Below are 18,165 nucleotides of genomic sequence, written 5' to 3'. Positions count from 1 at the left end.
GGAGGTATATCTATGATAAGAATTATAGATGCTACATTATGCATTCTTGATGACTATAATTTAACCCGGGAACAGATATATCATTTTGTGGAGCTCATGGGAGAAATTGGTATCAGCAATCTGCAGATTTCTACTGGCTTATATGAAAGGCTGGAGGGAGATCTGCCAGATAGTATGACCTACTATCTTGAAATGGATGCCGTTTCCTATATGAATGAAGCTTATCCAAACGATAAAAAGATTAAATATTATTTTACCCCCAAGCAGAAAAAAAGGGAAAGAGAAATCCCGGCTTATCAGATCAATGATATGGAAGAGCCGATAAGGATAGTACCGGCTGCAGAAAATTCGCTGCAGAAGGTTACGGGTTTAGATAAACTCCTGCTTGGAGGGTGCAGTGCAGGGCTGGAGGCATTAAAAAAGAAATTTGAATTAAAGCAGCTTATTTTATGTCCGGAGAATACTTATCACTGTGCAACGGCAATTGCAACCCTGTTTCTTCAGAATAAGGGTTATGCCGTTGTATCTACTTTGCTTGGAATCGGAAACAAGGCATCGACGGAGCAGATTCTCATGGCATTGCATGTGATGGAACGATACATGGTGAATCAGGATTTCAAAAGTTTCTCAAGGTTAAAATGCTGGCTTGAAAGTGTATTGGGAGAACAAATATCTCCCATGGCACCTGTACTTGGAAAACGCATTTTTTATGTGGAATCAGGCGTTCATGTTGATGGCATTTTAAAAAAGTATTCCAATTATGAACCATATCCTGCGGAGCTGGTCGGCTTAGAAAGAGAAGTGATCCTCGGGAAACATTCGGGAAAAGGCTCTGTTGCTTTTTACTCAAAAAAACTCCATATGGAAAGCTCATTACAGAATCATACAGAAGACCTGCTTCAGTTGATCAAGGAAAAAAGCAGGGCACGGGGAACCGCCATTACAGAAGAAGAATTCATAGAAATGGCCGGGAGGTATGAGATCCATGATGAAAAAGCTTAGGATAGTAGATACAACATTGCGTGACGGCGAACAGTGTCCGGGAGTTACTTTTCTTCCGGAAGATAAGGTTAAACTGGCTCTGGCCCTGGACAAAATTGGGGTATTCGAGATAGAAGCCGGAATATTTGACCGGAAGACAGAAGGGAGAGAATATCTGTCTGAAATCATGTATCAAAAAAAACATGCAAGAATATCACTTTGGAGCAGATTGAATCCTGCGGACGTTATGGAAGCATGCCGCCAAAAACCGGATGTCATACATATAGCAGTTCCTGTCAGCTATGTACAGATTTATTCTAAGCTCAATAAAAATAAGGCCTGGGTAGAAAAGCAGCTTATGGACTGTGTGGAAATAGCGGATAATTTCCATGTGCAGGTAACACTTGGATTTGAGGATGCTTCTCGTGCTGATATAGGATTTATGATAAAACTGGCGGCTCAGGCTGAAAAAATGAGGATAAAAATTATCAGGCTCGCGGATACAGTTGGCATCTTTACACCTGTACGTGCGGGAAAGCTGGTAAAAGAAATACGAAGTCATTCTTCAATAATGATTGAAGCACATGAACATAATGATTTCGGCATGGCGGTTGCCAATTCCCTGGAAATGGCAAGCATGGGCGCACAATTCATTGACTGCACCATACTGGGCATCGGCGAACGGGCCGGAAACTGCAATATGTATGATTTTATTCATGCCTGTGAGTCCCATTTTGATACCGGGATAGAGAAGCGGAATGTGCTTAAGATTGAAGAATTGTTATCGGGAATCATGCGGCCGGACAGAAGGAACTTTCTATAGGAGGAAACCATATGATGAATTATCTTGTAATTGATGAAACGCATATACAGATGGAGTTTGGTATTCTTGGCGATATATCTTCTTTTCAGACTTACACGGCCGGAGAGCTTGAAAGTGTAAAACTAACAGGAAAAAATATGATCGTAACACATGCGGGAGAATTGGTTCCCTCTTACAGCGAATCGCAAAGGCGGAAAAACAAACCATCAGTGGAATTTCACAGAAACGGAATCATAAAAGCCGTCATGCTGGAGGAACAGTCTGAAATCGAAAGTCCGATCGGAACCTTGCCGGCAGAATATGTGACATTTTATCCGACCGGAGAGCTGCACAAGGTTTTTGTATCGGATGGACAGATAAGCGGGTTCTGGTCAGAGGAGGACGAACGACAAAATAACATCCCGCTTTCTTTTGAATTGGACGCTGCATCCTTTTCTGCATATACAAATGGTATCTGTTTTTATAAAAGTGGAAATATAAAAAGCATCACATTGTATCCTAAAGAGACCATAACGGTGCAGTCTCCGGTAGGCAGGATTGAGACGGAAATTGGTTTCTCCCTCTATGAGAGCGGAGAATTAAAGTCGGTGGAACCAAAGTCACCATTGCAGCTGCAAACGCCGATCGGAACCTTCAGCGCATTTGAGCCGGATGCGGTGGGAATCCATGCGGACAGCAATTCGGTTGTGTTTGATGAGAAAGGGAGGCTTACTGCTTTTTCTACCATGGGGGACAGAGTCATGATACAAACGGAAGAGGAGGAGTTCATGGTCCTCGAACCCACGGAAAAGCAACATCCACTTTATGATAATATAAAGGTCCGGGGCGCCATGAAAGTAATTTTTAATTTCGAGGAGGATACAGTGAGCTTCGAAAACGGCGGTACACATACCTTTTCGATGAAACATACAGGTTTTACTATCCAAAAACTGCCTGCGGACACGTTGGGCTGTACACCTGCTGACTGTGCAAACTGCCTGCTGTGCCACAGCGGAAATGAATCTCCCGCAAAATGAAATTTCCAAAAACACTTGTATTTTTTGCATATAGGGTATAATATCTCTATATAGAGATATTGGAGTGAGAATATGGCAAAAACAGAGATGAAAGTTTTGATAGGCCTCAAGCGTGCCGTGAACTGTATTGACAAGGAGTCCAATAAAATTTTTTCAGAATACAGACTTACCACGGGGCAGTTTGCTGTCTTAGAGGTCTTATATCATAAAGGGGACATGTCCGTGGGTCAGGTTCAGGAAAAGATACTCAGCTCCAGTGGAACGATGCCTCTTATTGTAAGTAATCTGGAAAAAAGAGGATATATTACAAGGCAGGCCGATAACAGAGACAAAAGGAGGTGTATTTTAACTATTACGGAACCAGGGCGGCAGCTGATGGCTCAGGTTTATCCGCAAAATAAGCTTAGTATTATCCAGTTGATGAAATGTTGGACAGACGATGAAAAAGAACAATTGTCAGTTTTACTAAAGAAGTTTGGAGGCAGCTAAATGGAGAGAAAGGTGAAAAATCAAGCAGGAGGATTCCGGACACAGGACGGAGCCGGTGTACATCTGGTCAGGGTATTGTCCAATACGACAGTAGAAGAATATGATCCGATAGTTACGTTTATAAGGGAAAGATGGTGCATCGTGACAGTCTGGGGATTATCTGCCTCTTGATTATTATGATATCCGCCTGGAACCAGATGCCGGCCTTGTGATAGATACAAAAAGGGATATCTTATGACAAAGCATAAAAAGGAGTGTGCATGTATATGAACATTATAAAATCTTTGGAAAACCGCAGAACCTATTATAATATAAACAAAGAACTTCCGGTCAGCGAGGAGAAGGTCATCGAACTTGTTCAGCAGCTGACTGGACTAGTACCTGATGCATTTAATATGAAAAGCTCCCGTGTTGTTGTAGCATTGGGAGACAAGCAGGAACAACTGTGGGATGCTGTTTACGATGCGTTTGAAGGACAGGTGCCAAGGGGGAAAATTGACAGCTTCAAAGCAGGTGCAGGAACAGTTCTTTATTTCTATGACAGAGAAACCGTAGAAGGGTGCCAGAATCAATTTCCTCTATATGCAGCAAACTTTCCTGTATGGGCAAACCAGTCCAGCGGCATGCTTCAGCTTAGTATTTGGAGCGGCCTGCGGGAATTAGGAATCGGTGCATCCCTGCAGCACTACAATCCGGTAATTGATACGAAAGTCCGTGAACTTTTCAATCTCCCGGAAAACTACATCCTGATTGCACAAATGCCTTTTGGCGGCATCGCAGGGGAGCCGGATGCAAAGGAAAAAGAAGACATTTCGCAGAGAGTAAAAATCATGAAATAATATCTTTAGACAATAAGAACTGTCATTTTGAGGGGCAGTTCTTTTTAATGCTGTAACAGTTCAGCCATGCGAATTTTCGACAGCGTAGGCAGGAGAAAGCTTGCTTTCGTATGCATATGCTGCCGAAAATTCATATGGCGCTCTGCCACAGCGAGATGAAGCGCAGCACATGTCCTTGGTTAGCAACCGTAGTGTGGTTGTTTAACAAGGACGGTACCCTTGGGGTGGAATCGAGCTGATGGCTGAACTGTTACTTAATGCTTTTTAATTTCCAATTTCTTATTGATTTTTATATTGATGTTTAGTAGAATTAATGCAGTAGCGTTAGGAGGAAGAAAAATGTCTGATATTACAAGAGTTGCCCTGGATGCCATGGGCGGTGATAATGCACCCGGGGAGATTATCCGGGGCGCCGTGGAAGCTGTAAAGCAAAGAAGCGATATTAAGGTTTTGCTGACGGGGCAGGAAGCACTATTGAAGAAGACGTTATCAGAGTACACTTACCCCAGGGAGCAGATTGAGATTGTGAATGCATCAGAGGTCATTGAGACAGCAGACCCGCCGGTTATGGCGATTCGCCGAAAGAAGGATTCCTCCATTGTAGTAGCCATGAATCTGGTGAAGAATGGAGAGGCCGATGCATTTGTATCCGCAGGAAGTTCAGGAGCAATCCTGGTCGGAGGCCAGGTGCTGGTGGGCAGGATTAAGGGAGTGGAAAGACCGCCTCTTGCACCACTGATACCCACTGCCAAAGGCGTGTCACTGCTGATAGACTGTGGGGCGAATGTGGATGCAAGGCCTTCTCATCTTGTTCAGTTTGCAAAGATGGGCTCCATATACATGGAGAATATTATTGGAAAGAAAAATCCTACGGTAGGAATTGTAAATATCGGCGCAGAGGAAGAAAAAGGCAATGCACTTGTAAAAGAGACCTTCCCGCTTCTGAAAGAGTGTAAGGATATTAATTTCGTGGGAAGCGTGGAGGCAAGAGATATTCCGGCAGGTGCTGTGGACGTAGTAGTCTGTGAAGCCTTTGTGGGCAATGTAATCCTGAAGCTATATGAAGGTGTGGGCGGTACTCTAATCAGCAAGGTCAAACAGGGTATGATGGGTTCACTAAGGAGCAAGATAGGAGCACTTCTTGTGAAGCCGGCACTTAAGAGCACACTGAAAGACTTCGATGCCAGCGAGTATGGCGGTGCGCCGCTGTTGGGCCTGAACGGGCTGGTTGTCAAGACACATGGCAGTTCTAAGGCAAAGGAAGTGTGTACGTCCATTATCCAGTGCGTTACTTTCAAAGAGCAGCAAATAAATGAAAAGATAAAAGCTGTCCTCCAGGTGCAGGAAGAAAAAAAAGAAAATTAATGTAATCAAGAAAGGAAATAAAGTTATGGAGTTTGAAAAATTACAGGATATTATTGCAGATGTTTTGAATGTTTCGAAGGATGATATTCATCCGGAGACCACATTTGTAGATGATTTGGGAGCGGATTCACTGGATATTTTCCAGATAATTATGGGAATTGAGGAAGAGTTCGATATTGAGATTGACAATGATGAGGCCGAGAAAATTGGGACGGTACAGGATGCTGTTGATCAGATAAAAAAGGCTGTAGAATAAATATTGCGTTAAAGCGAAAAAGCCCCTTTGGGCTTTTTCATTTTAATAAGGGGGGAGTCCGGTTATGAGAAGAGGCACCCCTCTTGAAAGGATAAGAGCATGAGTGAAAATTTAAAAGAACTGGAGAAAAGAATAGGATACAAATTCCGTGACTTTTCTCTGTTGGGACAGGCTATGATGCACAGCTCCTATACAAATGAGAAGCATCTGGAAAAGCACCACTGTAATGAGAGGCTGGAATTCTTGGGAGACGCGGTACTGGAGCTGGTTTCCAGCGAATATCTATATTTGGAATTTCCCAAAGTATCGGAGGGGGAATTGACGAAGACAAGGGCGAGCATGGTATGCGAACCGGCACTGGCTTTTTGTGCACGGGATATTGATCTAGGCTCCTATCTGCTCCTTGGAAAAGGGGAAGAGGCAACCGGGGGCAGGCAAAGGGAGTCCATTACATCAGATGCACTGGAAGCTCTGATAGGTGCAATTTATCTGGACGGTGGTTTTACTAATGCGAAAGAGTTCATTCATCGGTTTATACTGACGGATCTGGAAAATAAAAAGCTCTTTTTTGATAGCAAGACCATTTTGCAGGAAATCGTGCAGGCAAAGCTGGATGACGGCATTTCCTATCATCTTGTAAAGGAAGAGGGACCGGATCACAATAAGGCTTTCTCTGTGGAGGTTCTAGTCGGAGAGCGCAGTTTGGGCGTGGGTAAAGGCCGGACAAAGAAGGCTGCTGAGCAGGAGGCTGCATATAAAGCAATACTGGAACTGAAGAAAGAAAAGTAGGTGTTATATGTATTTAAAAAGCATTGAAGTACAAGGCTTTAAGTCCTTTGCCCATAAAATTAAGTTTGAGTTCCACAACGGAATAACCGGCATTGTAGGCCCAAACGGCAGCGGAAAGAGTAATGTAGCAGATGCGGTGCGTTGGGTTCTCGGGGAGCAGAGGGTAAAGCAGCTTCGGGGCGGTACTATGCAGGATGTTATTTTTTCCGGCACGGAGAACCGCAAACCTTTAAGCTATGCGTCAGTTGCTATTACGCTGGACAATGCAGACCATAAGCTGCCTGTGGAATATGAGGAGGTTACCGTTACCAGGAAGTTGTACCGTTCTGGCGAGAGCGAATATTTAATCAACGGTGCCGGATGCCGTCTGAAGGATATCAATGAGATGTTCTATGATACAGGAATCGGAAAAGAAGGCTATTCTATCATCGGTCAGGGCCAGATTGACAAAATCTTAAGCGGAAAGCCGGAAGAACGCAGGGAGCTTTTCGATGAAGCAGCAGGAATTGTAAAGTTTAAGCGCCGCAAGAATTTCTCCGTGAAAAAGCTGGAGGAGGAACGGCTGAACCTGACCCGTGTCAATGATATTTTGGCAGAGCTGGAGAAGCAGATAGGGCCCCTAAAGCAGCAGTCCGAGGTGGCAAGGGAATACTTAAAGAAAAAAGAAGAGCTAAAAACATTTGACATTAACATGTTTTTGCTGGAAACGGAACGCATTGGGGACCAGATTAAAAACGTGGAAGGAAAATTTAAGATTGCCTCCGATGAGCTGGAAGAGACAAACGTGAAATATACGGATATGAAGACTGAATATGAGGCCATCGAGGAAGAAGTGGATGAGATAGATCTTTCCATTGAGAAGGCGAAAGGCCAGCTAAATGAGACTACATTGCTGAAGCAGCAGCTGGAGGGCCAGATTAATGTCCTGAAGGAACAGATCAACACCATACGGATGAATGACGAGCACTATGACAACCGCCTTAGTACCATCCGGGTGGAGATTGAGACCAGAGAGAGTCAAAGAGATAAGCTTGCGGCCGAACAGACGACAGTAAAAGCAAAGCTGGAGGAGAGTGCCAAAAGCAACACAAGAGCTAAAGAGGAATTGATCGATGTACAGACAAGAATTGCCTCTGAGGCTGCTGAGATTGAACAAAATAAGGCAGAAATCATAGAGCTTTTGAACAACAGGGCATCTACCAGAGCAAAAATCCAACACTATACCACCACTCAGGAGCAGCTAAGCGCCAGAAAGTCAGAGCTGGAACGGATAATACTGGAAATGTCCGGGGAGGCCGGGAAACAAGATAATGTTCTGGCAGGATATGAGAGTGAATTGAAGCGGATATCGGCTGAGATTGCCGGTTATGCTGAAAAAATTAATGACAATGAGCAGGAGATTGAAAATTTACAGCAGGAACTGTCAAAAAGACAGGAGCAGCTGCGCATCGGACAGACAGCGTATCATCGGGAGTCCTCCAGACTGGAATCTTTAAAGAACATTACGGAGCGTTATGACGGTTACGGTAACAGTATCCGCAAGGTTATGAGCAATAAAGACAGAGAAAAAGGCCTTATAGGTGTTGTTGCTGATATTATTAAGGTAGATAAAGAGTATGAAATTGCTATTGAAACAGCTCTGGGCGGAAGTATCCAGAATATTGTCACAGACAATGAGGAAACTGCAAAGAGGATGATTGCCTATTTAAAACAGAATAAGTTTGGCCGTGCCACATTTCTTCCGTTGACAAGTATGCATCTGGGTGCAGATATCCGTCAGAAGGAGGCAATGAACGAAAAGGGGGTTATAGGCCAGGCAAATACACTTGTACATGTGGAACCGCAGTTTCAGGGATTGGCGGACCAGCTTCTTGGCCGGACTCTGGTAGTCGATAACATTGATAATGGAATTAGAATTGCTAGAAAATATAAGCAGTCACTTCGTCTGGTGACACTGGACGGTGAGCTTATGAATCCCGGCGGCTCTATGACGGGGGGAGCCTTTAGAAACTCCAGCAATCTCTTAAGCAGGCGGCGGGAAATAGAAGAATTTGAGAAAACTGTGAAGATGCTCAAAAAGGATATGGATGACTGTGAACAGGCCGTGAATGATGTGAAAGTAAAACGAGCTGCGTGCTACAGTACAATCGATGAACTTCAGAAAGAACTGAGAAAGGCATCTGTTATTGAAAATACGGCAAGAATGAATGTGGAGCAGGTACAGGCCAGACAAAAAGAAATCTCCCGCCGCTATGAGAATTGTCTAAAGGAGCAGGCTGAACTGGAGCAGAGACTTCAGGAGATTCTGGACAACGAAGATTCCGTTCATATGGAGATGGAAGCTTCGGAGGCACTGGAAAAGGAGTTGAATAGCCATATTGAAGAGCTGCAGAAGTGCCTGGAGGCTGATAGAGAAAAAGAAATCATCTCGCAGAAACGCTCGGAAGAGGTTCACCTTAACTTTGCGGGACTGGAACAGCAAAATGCATTCATTTCGGAAAATATGCAGCGTATTCAGGAAGAAACCGCAAAACTTGAAGCGGAGCTTGAGGATCTGGATACCAATAAAGGAAATGCATCAGAGGAAATTCTGGAAAAAGAAGCAAAAATAAAGGATTTGCGGAATACCATCGAAAATTCAAAAGAGCTTTTTGAAGAGATCAATGCGGAAATTAAGAGCCAGACAGTAAAAAGAGATATGCTGAATCAGAAGCATAAGGACTTTCTTGGACAAAGAGAAGAACTGTCAAGACACATGTCAGAGCTGGACAAAGAATGTTTTAGACTGAACAGCCAGAAGGAGTCTTATGAAGAGGCTTCAGAAAAGCAGATTAATTACATGTGGGAAGAGTATGAACTTACTTATAATCATGCTATGGAGCTGCGGAACATAAATCTGACGGATCTTGCATATATGAAACGGCAGATTCAGACACTGAAGGGTGAGATACGGAAACTGGGAGATGTAAATGTCAATGCGATTGACGATTATAAAAGTATTTCAGAACGCTACGAGTTTCTGAAAGGACAGCATGATGATCTGGTGGAGGCCGAAGGTACTCTGCTTAAGATTATTGACGAGTTGGATGGGGCCATGAGGAAACAGTTCGAGGAACAATTTGCACTGATTTCCAGGGAATTTGACATTGTTTTCAAGCAGCTCTTCGGAGGAGGAAAGGGAACTCTGGAACTTATGGAGGACGAGGATATCCTGGAAGCGGGAATCAGAATCATTGCACAGCCTCCCGGCAAGAAGCTGCAGAATATGATGCAGCTTTCAGGAGGAGAAAAGGCGCTGACGGCAATATCCCTGCTGTTCGCAATCCAGAATCTAAAACCATCTCCATTCTGTTTGCTGGACGAAATTGAGGCTGCCTTAGATGATAACAATGTAGTGCGTTTTGCACAGTATCTGCACAAACTGACCAAGCATACACAGTTTATTGTTATTACGCACAGAAGGGGCACTATGACGGCCGCGGACAGGCTCTACGGCATTACAATGCAGGAGAAAGGCGTATCGACACTTGTATCCGTGGATTTGCTGGAAGAAGAGCTGGATAAATAATTAAGAAAGCGAAGATAAGGAAAATGGAAGAAAAACAGGGATTTTTTAAACGGCTGGTAACCGGGCTGACGAAGACGAGGGATTACATTGTCTCCGGTATGGACAGTGTGTTTTCCGGATTTTCTAAAATAGACGACGAGTTTTATGAAGAGCTGGAAGAGATGCTGATTATGGGGGATCTGGGTGTAAAAACTACCATGAAGATTATCGGGGATCTGAAGAAAAAAGTGAAAGAGCAGCATGTCAAAGAGCCGATAGAATGCAGGCAGCTTGTGATTGACAGTATCAAGGAACAAATGAAGGCGGGAGACACTGCCTACGAATATGAGAATAAGACATCTGTGGTTTTCGTGATCGGAGTCAATGGAGTCGGAAAAACAACCACAATTGGGAAACTGGCCGGTAAGTTTCATGAGCAGCACAAAAGGGTGATTTTGGCAGCGGCCGATACTTTCAGGGCAGCTGCGGGAGAACAATTAAAGGAGTGGGCAAACCGCGCCAAAGTTGAAATGATCGGAGGCCAGGAGGGCGCAGACCCAGCCTCGGTGGTATATGACGCTGTAGCTGCGGCAAAAGCACGAAAGGCGGATATTCTTCTGTGTGATACGGCGGGGCGTCTGCACAATAAAAAGAATCTTATGGAAGAACTACGTAAAATCAACCGCGTTATTGAAAGAGAGTACCCGCAAGCTTATAAGGAGACTCTTGTAGTATTGGATGCAACTACCGGACAGAATGCACTGGCACAGGCAAAGGAATTCAATGAGGTGGCAGATATCACAGGAGTCATCCTGACAAAAATGGATGGCACTGCAAAGGGGGGAATTGCAGTGGCAATACAATCGGAATTGGGGCTTCCGGTGAAATATATCGGAGTTGGCGAAGCGATTGAAGATTTGCAGAAGTTTGATGCAGATGAGTTTGTAAATGCATTATTTTATAGTGGCACAACGGAGGATGAATAGCAAAAGAAGAAAGAAGGAGCAAGATGCTTACATTAGAGAAATTTGAACAAGCAAGTGAAATCGTAAAACAGGTAACAAATCCCACTAAGCTGGTATTCAGTGATTATCTCAGTGATATGTGTGGGGCAAAGGTGTATTTAAAGCCGGAGAATATGCAGCATACCGGAGCTTATAAACTCCGCGGAGCATACTACAAAATCAGTACACTGTCTGAAGAAGAACGGGCAAAGGGATTGATTACTGCATCTGCAGGGAACCATGCGCAGGGTGTGGCGTATGCGGCCCAGAAATTTGGATGTAGAGCAACGATTGTCATGCCCACGGTGACACCGCTTATTAAAGTAAACCGCACGAAAAGCTATGGGGCTGAGGTAATACTTTACGGAGATGTGTATGATGATGCCTGTGCATATGCATATAAGCTTGCCGAAAAATACGGGTATACTTTTGTACATCCCTTTAACGATCTGGATGTAGCCACCGGGCAGGGAACCATTGCCATGGAGATTGTGCAGGAGCTTCCAACCGTAGATTATATTCTGGCACCAATCGGCGGAGGCGGGCTTATCACCGGGGTTGCCACTCTGGCAAAGATGCTGAACCCGAAAATCAAGGTAATCGGCGTGGAGCCTACGGAAGCGGCCAGTATGAGCGCAGCTTTGAAGGCAAATAAGGTAGTGGAACTTGAGAGTGCCAATACGATAGCGGATGGCACCGCGGTAAAGGCAGTAGGGGAGCAGAATCTCCCTTATGTGCAGGCTTATGTGGACGATATTCTTCTGGTGGATGATGACGAGCTCATAGGAGCTTTTCTGGATATGGTGGAAAACCATAAGATGATCGTAGAAAATTCAGGGCTTCTTTCTGTCGCAGCCTTAAAGCAGCTGGACTGTGAAGGCAAAAAAGTAGTATGCATCTTAAGCGGCGGAAATATGGATGTCATTACCATGTCCTCCGTTGTACAACATGGACTAATAAAAAGAGACCGTATCTTCTCTGTGTCTGTCCTACTTCCGGATAAACCGGGTGAATTGGTAAGCGTGGCTTCTACTATTGCCGATGCCCAGGGAAATGTTATTAAGCTGGAGCACAATCAGTTTGTCAGTACAAACAGGAACACGGCGGTGGAGTTGAGAATCACAATGGAAGCATTTGGGACAGAGCACAAGCACCAGATTATGGAGGCACTGGAAAAGAAAGGATTTCGGCCCAAATTAATCAGTGCAAAATTATATTAAGAGATGGAATAAAATATTAAAAAGCTCCTCATTTTTAGAAAGATTCCTGAAAATGAGAAGCTTTTTTATAAATTTAACAGCTCGTGTTTTTTCTTTCTAAAAGAGCGTGTATTTTGTCTGTGGGATTCATAACTGCACCGATACTTGTGTCGTGATTCAGTGAATCAATGATTAAGGCCAGGAATTTACTCATGTCGGCTTTTACAAAATACGGTTTTTCATATAATGCAGGGGGGAGGTAAGTGAGGTTGGTTGTCACAACCCGGTCGATATACCCCTTTTCATAATAATCATCGAATTTGTCAAAGCCTTCCGTGAACAATCCGAAGGTAGTGCAGACGAAGACGCGTCCCACATGGAATTCTTTGAGCTGCCTGGAAACATCCAGCATGCTTTCGCCGGAAGAAATCATATCATCTACGATAATTACATCTTTACCTTCTACATTATCACCCAGAAATTCGTGGGCTACGATAGGATTCTTGCCGTCCACTACAGTGGAGTAGTCCCGGCGTTTGTAGAACATACCCATGTCAACCCCGAGAACGTTGGAAAAGTAAACAGCACGATGCATGGCACCTTCATCGGGACTGACAATCATTAAATGATCTTTGTCTACTTTTAGATCCGGTACTGCACGGAACAATGCTTTCATGAACTGGTAAGGCGGATTGAAGCTGTCAAATCCACTTAAAGGAATTGCATTCTGGACTCTCGGGTCATGGGCATCAAAGGTGAGAATATTCGTAACACCCATGTCTTTTAATTCTTCCAGTGCCAGTGCGCAGTCCAGAGATTCTCTCTTGGTACGTTTGTGCTGGCGGCTTTCATACAGGAAGGGCATGATAACGTTGATGCGGCGGGCCTTGCCCGTGGCGGCGGAAATGATACGTTTGAGATCCTGATAATGATCATCGGGGGACATATGGTTGACACGTCCGTTCAGAGAATAGGTCAGGCTGTAATTACATACATCTGTCATAACAAATAAATCTGTTCCACGGATTGTCTCTTTGAGAATTCCTTTCCCCTCGCCGGAACCAAACCTGGGGCAACAGCAGTCGACCAGGTAATTCCTAGATTCGTAGTTAACATAAAGGGGAGAAGAGGACTTGATTTCACAAATTGTATTTTGACGGAAAGATACAATATAGTCATTGACTTTCTCCCCCAGAGCCCTGCAGCTTTCCATAGCAACGATTTTCAGAGGGGCGACAGGAAGTGTGTTTTCTAATAAGTTGATGTTTGACATGGCTTTCTCCTATAGTTTAACGAAGTTTGAACAGCTGGAAAGTCCAGTTCTTCTACACATATGGTTATATCATTTTTGGGGGGCAAATTCAAGTGCGCTGTTGACGAACCTGAAAAACCGCTATCATTTTAAAAAGAAATATGATAAACTTGGAAAGTAGTTAATGAATAGCAGTGTATAAGGATAGAATTTGAGGAGATAGTAAAAATGGCACGCGGACATGTAGTAAGTCTTGTACAGCCGGGCAGTATTGGGGATGAGATGGGAATTGAGCCCGGTGACATACTGCTGGAAATTAATGGGAACGAAATTTTGGATGTATTTGATTACCACTATTATGTGGATGACGAGAATATTGTAGTATTAATAGAGAAACCGAACGGAGAACAGTGGGAGCTGGAGATTGATAAGGATGAAGAGGAGGGGCTTGGCCTGGAATTTGGACAGAGCCTTATGGACGAGTACCGTTCCTGTCGGAATAAGTGTATGTTTTGCTTTATAGATCAGATGCCCGCAGGGATGCGGGACACCCTGTACTTTAAGGATGATGATTCCAGACTCTCATTTTTGCAGGGGAATTATATCACGCTGACAAACATGAGTGACCATGATGTGGAGCGTATAGTAAAATATCACCTGGAGCCTATTAACATTTCATTTCAGACAACAAATCCTGCACTTCGATGCAAGATGCTTCACAATCGATTTGCAGGGGATGCACTAAAGAAAGTGGACATCCTCTACCGGGGCGGAATTGAAATGAACGGGCAGATTGTACTGTGTAAGGGGGTAAATGATAAAGAAGAGCTGGAGAGGACTATCCGGGATCTGACGGGATATCTGCCCTTTTTGAGAAGTGTATCTGTAGTGCCGGTAGGGCTGAGCAAGTTCCGCGACGGACTGTATCCCCTGGAACCTTTTACTAAAGAAGATGCAAAAGAAGTTTTACAGCTCATTGGCCGCTGGCAGGATAAGATATATGAAGAATATGGTATTCATTTTATCCACGCAGGGGACGAGTGGTATATTCTGGCAGAAGAGGAAGTTCCGGAAGAAGGGAGCTATGACGGTTATCTTCAGCTTGAAAATGGTGTGGGGATGCTCAGGCTTTTAAAGGATGAGTTTGAAGAGGGTATTGTGGCCTTAACGGGGGATGGCCGCGTCAGGGAGATTTCGCTTGCAACCGGGAAACTGGCATATCCGTATTTGAAAAAGATGGTGGATAGATTAGAGGAAAAATTTCCAAATATTAAAGTTCATCTCTATGACATCAGAAATGATTTCTTTGGTGAGAATATTACCGTATCCGGGTTGATTACAGGACAGGATTTGATGACACAGCTGCAGAGGAAAAAGCTGGGAGAAGTATTACTGATCCCTTGCAATATGCTTAAAACAGATGAAGATATTTTTTTGGACGACTTTACTGTCAGAGAGGTGGAGAGCGCTTTACAAGTTCCGGTGGATATTGTAAAATCAAGCGGTCAGGATTTGATAGATGCAATCTTAGGAGAAAATTAAAAGTGTGTATTAGGAAGAAGTTTAAAAGTATGTATTAGGAAGAAGTATGTGAATAGAAAGGCAGCAGACAAATATGAGTAAACCAGTAGTAGCGATTGTAGGAAGGCCGAATGTCGGAAAGTCTACATTATTTAATGCCCTGGCAGGTGAGATGATTTCTATCGTAAAGGATACCCCAGGCATTACAAGGGACAGGATTTATGCGGATGTAAACTGGCTGGATAAGGATTTTACGCTGATTGATACCGGCGGAATAGAGCCTGACAGCAAGGATGTTATTCTTTCCCAGATGAGAGACCAGGCACAGATTGCCATTGATACGGCGGATGTAATTCTTTTTATTACAGATGTAAAACAAGGGCTTGTGGATTCGGATTCTAAGGTGGCAGATATGCTGCGCCGATCTAAAAAGCCGGTTGTTCTTGTGGTAAATAAAGTGGATAATTTTGATAAATTTATGCCGGATGTATATGAATTTTATAATCTTGGAATCGGCGACCCGGTTCCTATTTCGGCAGCCTCCAGGCTTGGGCTCGGAGATATGCTGGATGTAGTGACGGAGTATTTCCCGGAGGGGGCCGGTGAAGAGGGAGAGGATGACAGACCCCGGATCGCGATAGTGGGAAAACCAAATGTGGGGAAATCTTCCATTGTCAATAAATTATTGGGCGAGAACCGCGTGATTGTATCCGATGTGGCGGGGACAACCAGAGATGCCATCGATACAGAGATTGTACACGATGGAAAGGAATATATTTTCATTGATACGGCCGGACTGCGCAGGAAAAGCAGGATTAAAGAAGAGCTGGAGCGTTACAGTATTATCAGAACCGTGGCGGCGGTGGAGCGTGCAGATGTGGTTCTGTTGATTATTGATGCCGTGGAGGGTGTGACGGAGCAGGATGCAAAGATTGCCGGAATCGCGCATGAACGGGGCAAAGGTATTCTGATTGTTGTAAATAAGTGGGATGCCATCGAGAAGCATGACAAAACTATGAAGGAATATGAAAATAAGATTCGTCAGGTTTTGTCTTATCTGTCTTATGCGGAGATTTTGTTTGTGTCAGCCTTTACAGGACAGCGGCTGTCTAAGCTTTATGAGAGGATTGATATAATCATTGAGAATCAGACCCTGCGTGTGGCCACTGGCGTGCTTAATGAGATTATGTCGGAAGCCGTTGCCATGCAGCAGCCTCCCTCTGATAAAGGAAAACGACTGAAATTGTACTATATTACGCAGGTGTCTGTAAAACCGCCTACTTTTGTTATTTTTGTAAATGATAAGACGCTGATGCATTTTTCTTATACCAGGTATTTGGAAAATAAAATTCGGGAGGCCTTTGGCTTTCGAGGGATCTCATTGAAGTTTTTTATCAGGGAAAGAAAGGAAAAGGAGCAATAAGTTATGGAACGGATTATTTGTCTTCTGATAGGGTATGCCTGTGGGCTTCTGCAGACAGGATATCTTGTGGGGAAGCTAAATCATACTGATATCAGAAAATCAGGGAGCGGAAATGCAGGCTCCACCAATGCAGTGCGTGTGTTGGGGTGGAAAGCCGGGATTTTGACATTTGCGGGGGATGTGTTAAAATGTGTAGCAGCAATTTTCATCGTGCGTTACTTATATAAAGAAAGTAGTTTTCTGCCATTGCTATGTATGTATGCAGGCATAGGCACCACTCTGGGGCATAACTTCCCGTTTTATCTTCATTTCAATGGCGGAAAGGGAATCGCTGTGCTGGCCGGGCTCGTATTATCTTTCAACCCGTTGATGGTGCCCATTCCACTGACGGCGTTTTTGATAGCGGCAATTTTTACAAGGTATGTATCACTGGGATCTCTGTTGGCCTCTTCTACATTTTTCCTGGAGGTGCTTGTCTTCGGGGCACTGGGGGAATTTAACATGACCGCCCCCTATCGGTATGAGCTTTACATAGTAGTTTTATTACTTACTATTCTGGCATGGTTCAGACATAAAGAAAACATCAAACGTCTTCTTGCAAGTACGGAAAATAAATTTGGTTCAGGCGGCAAAAAAACGGCCGAGTAAAAGAAAAGGGAGGAGCATTATGGCAAATGTAGGTGTGTTGGGAGCTGGGAGTTGGGGAACAGCGCTGTCTCTCTTACTTCACGACAACGGGCATCAGGTTACGGTCTGGTCTATCAGCGAGGAAGAGGTAAAGATGCTCTCTGAAAAAAGAGAGTACGAGGCAAAGCTGCCCGGAGTAAAGCTGCCCCGGGAGTTGGTTTTCACGAGTAATCTGGAGGAGGCGCTTACGGGCAGAGACTTTCTTGTGTTGGCAGTGCCGTCTCCATTTACGAGAGAGACCGCAAGGAAAATGAGCCCTTATATAAAGGAAGGGCAGATTATTGTAGATGTTGCAAAAGGTATTGAGGAGACGACTCTGATGACCCTTTCTCAGCAGATAGAGCAGGAGATACCCCAGGCAGATGTGGCAGTTCTGTCAGGTCCAAGCCATGCGGAGGAAGTGGGGAGAGGGTTGCCTACCACCTGTGTCATTGGGGCGAAAACGGAGAAAACGGCAAAATACCTGCAGTCCATGTTCATTAGTCGTGTGTTCCGCGTTTATATAAGCCATGATATACTGGGGATAGAGCTGGGCGGCTCTCTGAAGAATGTAATCGCACTGGCGGCCGGGATTGCAGATGGGATGGGTTACGGAGATAACACAAAAGCGGCATTGATTACAAGAGGAATTGCAGAGATAGCAAGGCTTGGAGTTAAGATGGGCGGCAAAATCGAAACATTTACCGGACTTTCTGGAATTGGAGATTTAATTGTCACCTGCGCCAGCGTACACAGCCGGAACAGAAAGGCCGGTTATCTTATGGGGCAGGGAAAAACCATGGAGGAAGCCATGAAAGAGGTGAACATGGTGGTGGAAGGCGTTTATTCCGCAAAAGCTGCCGCAAAACTGGCGGAGAAATATCAGGTTTCCATGCCTATTGTAGAACAGGTCAATAAAGTTCTGTTTGAAGGGAAAAATCCAGCAGAGGCAGTAGATGAACTGATGCTCCGCGAAGTGAAGAGTGAACACTAGG

General features: G+C 44.3%; 17 protein-coding genes. 16 read left to right on the top strand and 1 reads right to left on the bottom strand.

Features of this window, described 5'->3' with window-relative positions:
• The first annotated feature begins 12 nt into the window (after positions 1–12).
• The 12 genes from EDD59_RS06700 (at position 13) to ilvA (ending at position 12,329) form a co-directional block, all read left to right on the top strand.
• Complete coding sequence (locus EDD59_RS06700; protein ID WP_132380211.1) at positions 13–1,002, top strand: homocitrate synthase/isopropylmalate synthase family protein; 990 nt, start codon at positions 13–15, stop codon at positions 1,000–1,002.
• The gene (locus EDD59_RS06695) at positions 986–1,804 is read left to right on the top strand and encodes a hydroxymethylglutaryl-CoA lyase-like TIM-barrel protein (protein ID WP_132380208.1); all 819 of its coding nucleotides are present in this window, start codon (positions 986–988) and stop codon (positions 1,802–1,804) included. The genes EDD59_RS06700 and EDD59_RS06695 overlap by 17 nt, the downstream gene beginning before the upstream one ends.
• An 11-nt stretch (positions 1,805–1,815) precedes the next feature.
• Positions 1,816–2,820, top strand: a complete 1,005-nt coding sequence (locus tag EDD59_RS06690; RefSeq protein WP_132380205.1) for a hypothetical protein — start codon at positions 1,816–1,818, stop codon at positions 2,818–2,820.
• A 72-nt stretch (positions 2,821–2,892) separates the two neighbouring features.
• Complete coding sequence (locus EDD59_RS06685) at positions 2,893–3,309, top strand: MarR family winged helix-turn-helix transcriptional regulator (RefSeq protein WP_132380203.1); 417 nt, start codon at positions 2,893–2,895, stop codon at positions 3,307–3,309.
• The gene (locus tag EDD59_RS06680) at positions 3,310–3,480 is read left to right on the top strand and encodes a hypothetical protein (protein WP_330571953.1); all 171 of its coding nucleotides are present in this window, start codon (positions 3,310–3,312) and stop codon (positions 3,478–3,480) included.
• A 95-nt stretch (positions 3,481–3,575) separates the two neighbouring features.
• On the top strand, positions 3,576–4,148 hold the full coding sequence (locus EDD59_RS06675) for a nitroreductase family protein (protein WP_132380200.1): 573 nt from the start codon (positions 3,576–3,578) through the stop codon (positions 4,146–4,148).
• Positions 4,149–4,487: 339 nt separating this feature from the next.
• Entirely contained in the window at positions 4,488–5,513 is a 1,026-nt protein-coding gene (plsX, locus tag EDD59_RS06670; protein WP_207670381.1) for a phosphate acyltransferase PlsX, read from the top strand.
• Positions 5,514–5,538: 25 nt separating this feature from the next.
• Complete coding sequence (gene acpP / locus EDD59_RS06665; protein ID WP_132380197.1) at positions 5,539–5,769, top strand: acyl carrier protein; 231 nt, start codon at positions 5,539–5,541, stop codon at positions 5,767–5,769.
• Positions 5,770–5,868: 99 nt separating this feature from the next.
• Positions 5,869–6,558: a ribonuclease III gene (rnc, locus tag EDD59_RS06660; RefSeq protein ID WP_132380195.1), complete on the top strand. Its 690-nt coding sequence runs from the start codon at positions 5,869–5,871 to the stop codon at positions 6,556–6,558.
• Between the two features lie 7 nt (positions 6,559–6,565).
• Positions 6,566–10,126, top strand: a complete 3,561-nt coding sequence (gene smc, locus EDD59_RS06655; RefSeq protein ID WP_132380193.1) for a chromosome segregation protein SMC — start codon at positions 6,566–6,568, stop codon at positions 10,124–10,126.
• Between the two features lie 23 nt (positions 10,127–10,149).
• A complete protein-coding gene (gene ftsY / locus EDD59_RS06650; protein ID WP_132380190.1) occupies positions 10,150–11,091 on the top strand; it encodes a signal recognition particle-docking protein FtsY in 942 nt (313 codons plus the stop codon).
• Positions 11,092–11,114: 23 nt separating this feature from the next.
• Positions 11,115–12,329 (top strand): threonine ammonia-lyase, encoded by a 1,215-nt coding sequence (ilvA, locus tag EDD59_RS06645; protein ID WP_132380187.1) that lies wholly within the window; start codon positions 11,115–11,117, stop codon positions 12,327–12,329.
• Positions 12,330–12,402: 73 nt separating this feature from the next.
• Here the strand turns inward: ilvA and EDD59_RS06640 are convergent, their stop codons facing one another.
• Positions 12,403–13,581 (bottom strand): ribose-phosphate pyrophosphokinase, encoded by a 1,179-nt coding sequence (locus EDD59_RS06640; RefSeq protein WP_132380184.1) that lies wholly within the window; start codon positions 13,579–13,581, stop codon positions 12,403–12,405.
• 207 nt (positions 13,582–13,788) lie between these two features.
• Between EDD59_RS06640 and EDD59_RS06635 the strand changes: the two genes are divergently transcribed.
• The 4 genes from EDD59_RS06635 (at position 13,789) to EDD59_RS06620 (ending at position 18,164) form a co-directional block, all read left to right on the top strand.
• Positions 13,789–15,102 (top strand): DUF512 domain-containing protein, encoded by a 1,314-nt coding sequence (locus EDD59_RS06635; protein WP_132380181.1) that lies wholly within the window; start codon positions 13,789–13,791, stop codon positions 15,100–15,102.
• 73 nt (positions 15,103–15,175) lie between these two features.
• Positions 15,176–16,504: a ribosome biogenesis GTPase Der gene (der, locus tag EDD59_RS06630; protein WP_132380178.1), complete on the top strand. Its 1,329-nt coding sequence runs from the start codon at positions 15,176–15,178 to the stop codon at positions 16,502–16,504.
• 3 nt (positions 16,505–16,507) lie between these two features.
• A complete protein-coding gene (plsY, locus tag EDD59_RS06625) occupies positions 16,508–17,152 on the top strand; it encodes a glycerol-3-phosphate 1-O-acyltransferase PlsY (protein ID WP_132380175.1) in 645 nt (214 codons plus the stop codon).
• A 19-nt stretch (positions 17,153–17,171) separates the two neighbouring features.
• Positions 17,172–18,164 (top strand): NAD(P)H-dependent glycerol-3-phosphate dehydrogenase, encoded by a 993-nt coding sequence (locus EDD59_RS06620; protein WP_132380173.1) that lies wholly within the window; start codon positions 17,172–17,174, stop codon positions 18,162–18,164.
• Position 18,165 lies beyond the last annotated feature (1 nt).

Source organism: Muricomes intestini, assembly GCF_004346165.1.
Classification (GTDB): Bacteria; Bacillota; Clostridia; order Lachnospirales; family Lachnospiraceae; genus Muricomes; species Muricomes intestini.
The sequence above is the reverse complement of the archived record's forward strand: the minus strand, read 5'-3'. Positions and strand labels throughout refer to the sequence as shown.

Bases quoted from the DNA above. Each gene is read 5' to 3' on its own strand.
- smc (WP_132380193.1), top strand. From the start codon at position 6,566: ATGTATTTAAAAAGCATTGAAGTACAAGGCTTTAAGTCCTTTGCCCAT.
- acpP (WP_132380197.1), top strand. From the start codon at position 5,539: ATGGAGTTTGAAAAATTACAGGATATTATTGCAGATGTTTTGAATGTT.
- der (WP_132380178.1), top strand. From the start codon at position 15,176: ATGAGTAAACCAGTAGTAGCGATTGTAGGAAGGCCGAATGTCGGAAAG.
- plsX (WP_207670381.1), top strand. From the start codon at position 4,488: ATGTCTGATATTACAAGAGTTGCCCTGGATGCCATGGGCGGTGATAAT.
- ilvA (WP_132380187.1), top strand. From the start codon at position 11,115: ATGCTTACATTAGAGAAATTTGAACAAGCAAGTGAAATCGTAAAACAG.
- rnc (WP_132380195.1), top strand. From the start codon at position 5,869: ATGAGTGAAAATTTAAAAGAACTGGAGAAAAGAATAGGATACAAATTC.
- plsY (WP_132380175.1), top strand. From the start codon at position 16,508: ATGGAACGGATTATTTGTCTTCTGATAGGGTATGCCTGTGGGCTTCTG.
- EDD59_RS06685 (WP_132380203.1), top strand. From the start codon at position 2,893: ATGGCAAAAACAGAGATGAAAGTTTTGATAGGCCTCAAGCGTGCCGTG.
- EDD59_RS06695 (WP_132380208.1), top strand. From the start codon at position 986: ATGATGAAAAAGCTTAGGATAGTAGATACAACATTGCGTGACGGCGAA.
- EDD59_RS06675 (WP_132380200.1), top strand. From the start codon at position 3,576: ATGAACATTATAAAATCTTTGGAAAACCGCAGAACCTATTATAATATA.
- EDD59_RS06690 (WP_132380205.1), top strand. From the start codon at position 1,816: ATGATGAATTATCTTGTAATTGATGAAACGCATATACAGATGGAGTTT.
- EDD59_RS06680 (WP_330571953.1), top strand. From the start codon at position 3,310: ATGGAGAGAAAGGTGAAAAATCAAGCAGGAGGATTCCGGACACAGGAC.
- EDD59_RS06635 (WP_132380181.1), top strand. From the start codon at position 13,789: ATGGCACGCGGACATGTAGTAAGTCTTGTACAGCCGGGCAGTATTGGG.
- EDD59_RS06640 (WP_132380184.1), bottom strand. From the start codon at position 13,581: ATGTCAAACATCAACTTATTAGAAAACACACTTCCTGTCGCCCCTCTG.
- EDD59_RS06700 (WP_132380211.1), top strand. From the start codon at position 13: ATGATAAGAATTATAGATGCTACATTATGCATTCTTGATGACTATAAT.
- EDD59_RS06620 (WP_132380173.1), top strand. From the start codon at position 17,172: ATGGCAAATGTAGGTGTGTTGGGAGCTGGGAGTTGGGGAACAGCGCTG.
- ftsY (WP_132380190.1), top strand. From the start codon at position 10,150: ATGGAAGAAAAACAGGGATTTTTTAAACGGCTGGTAACCGGGCTGACG.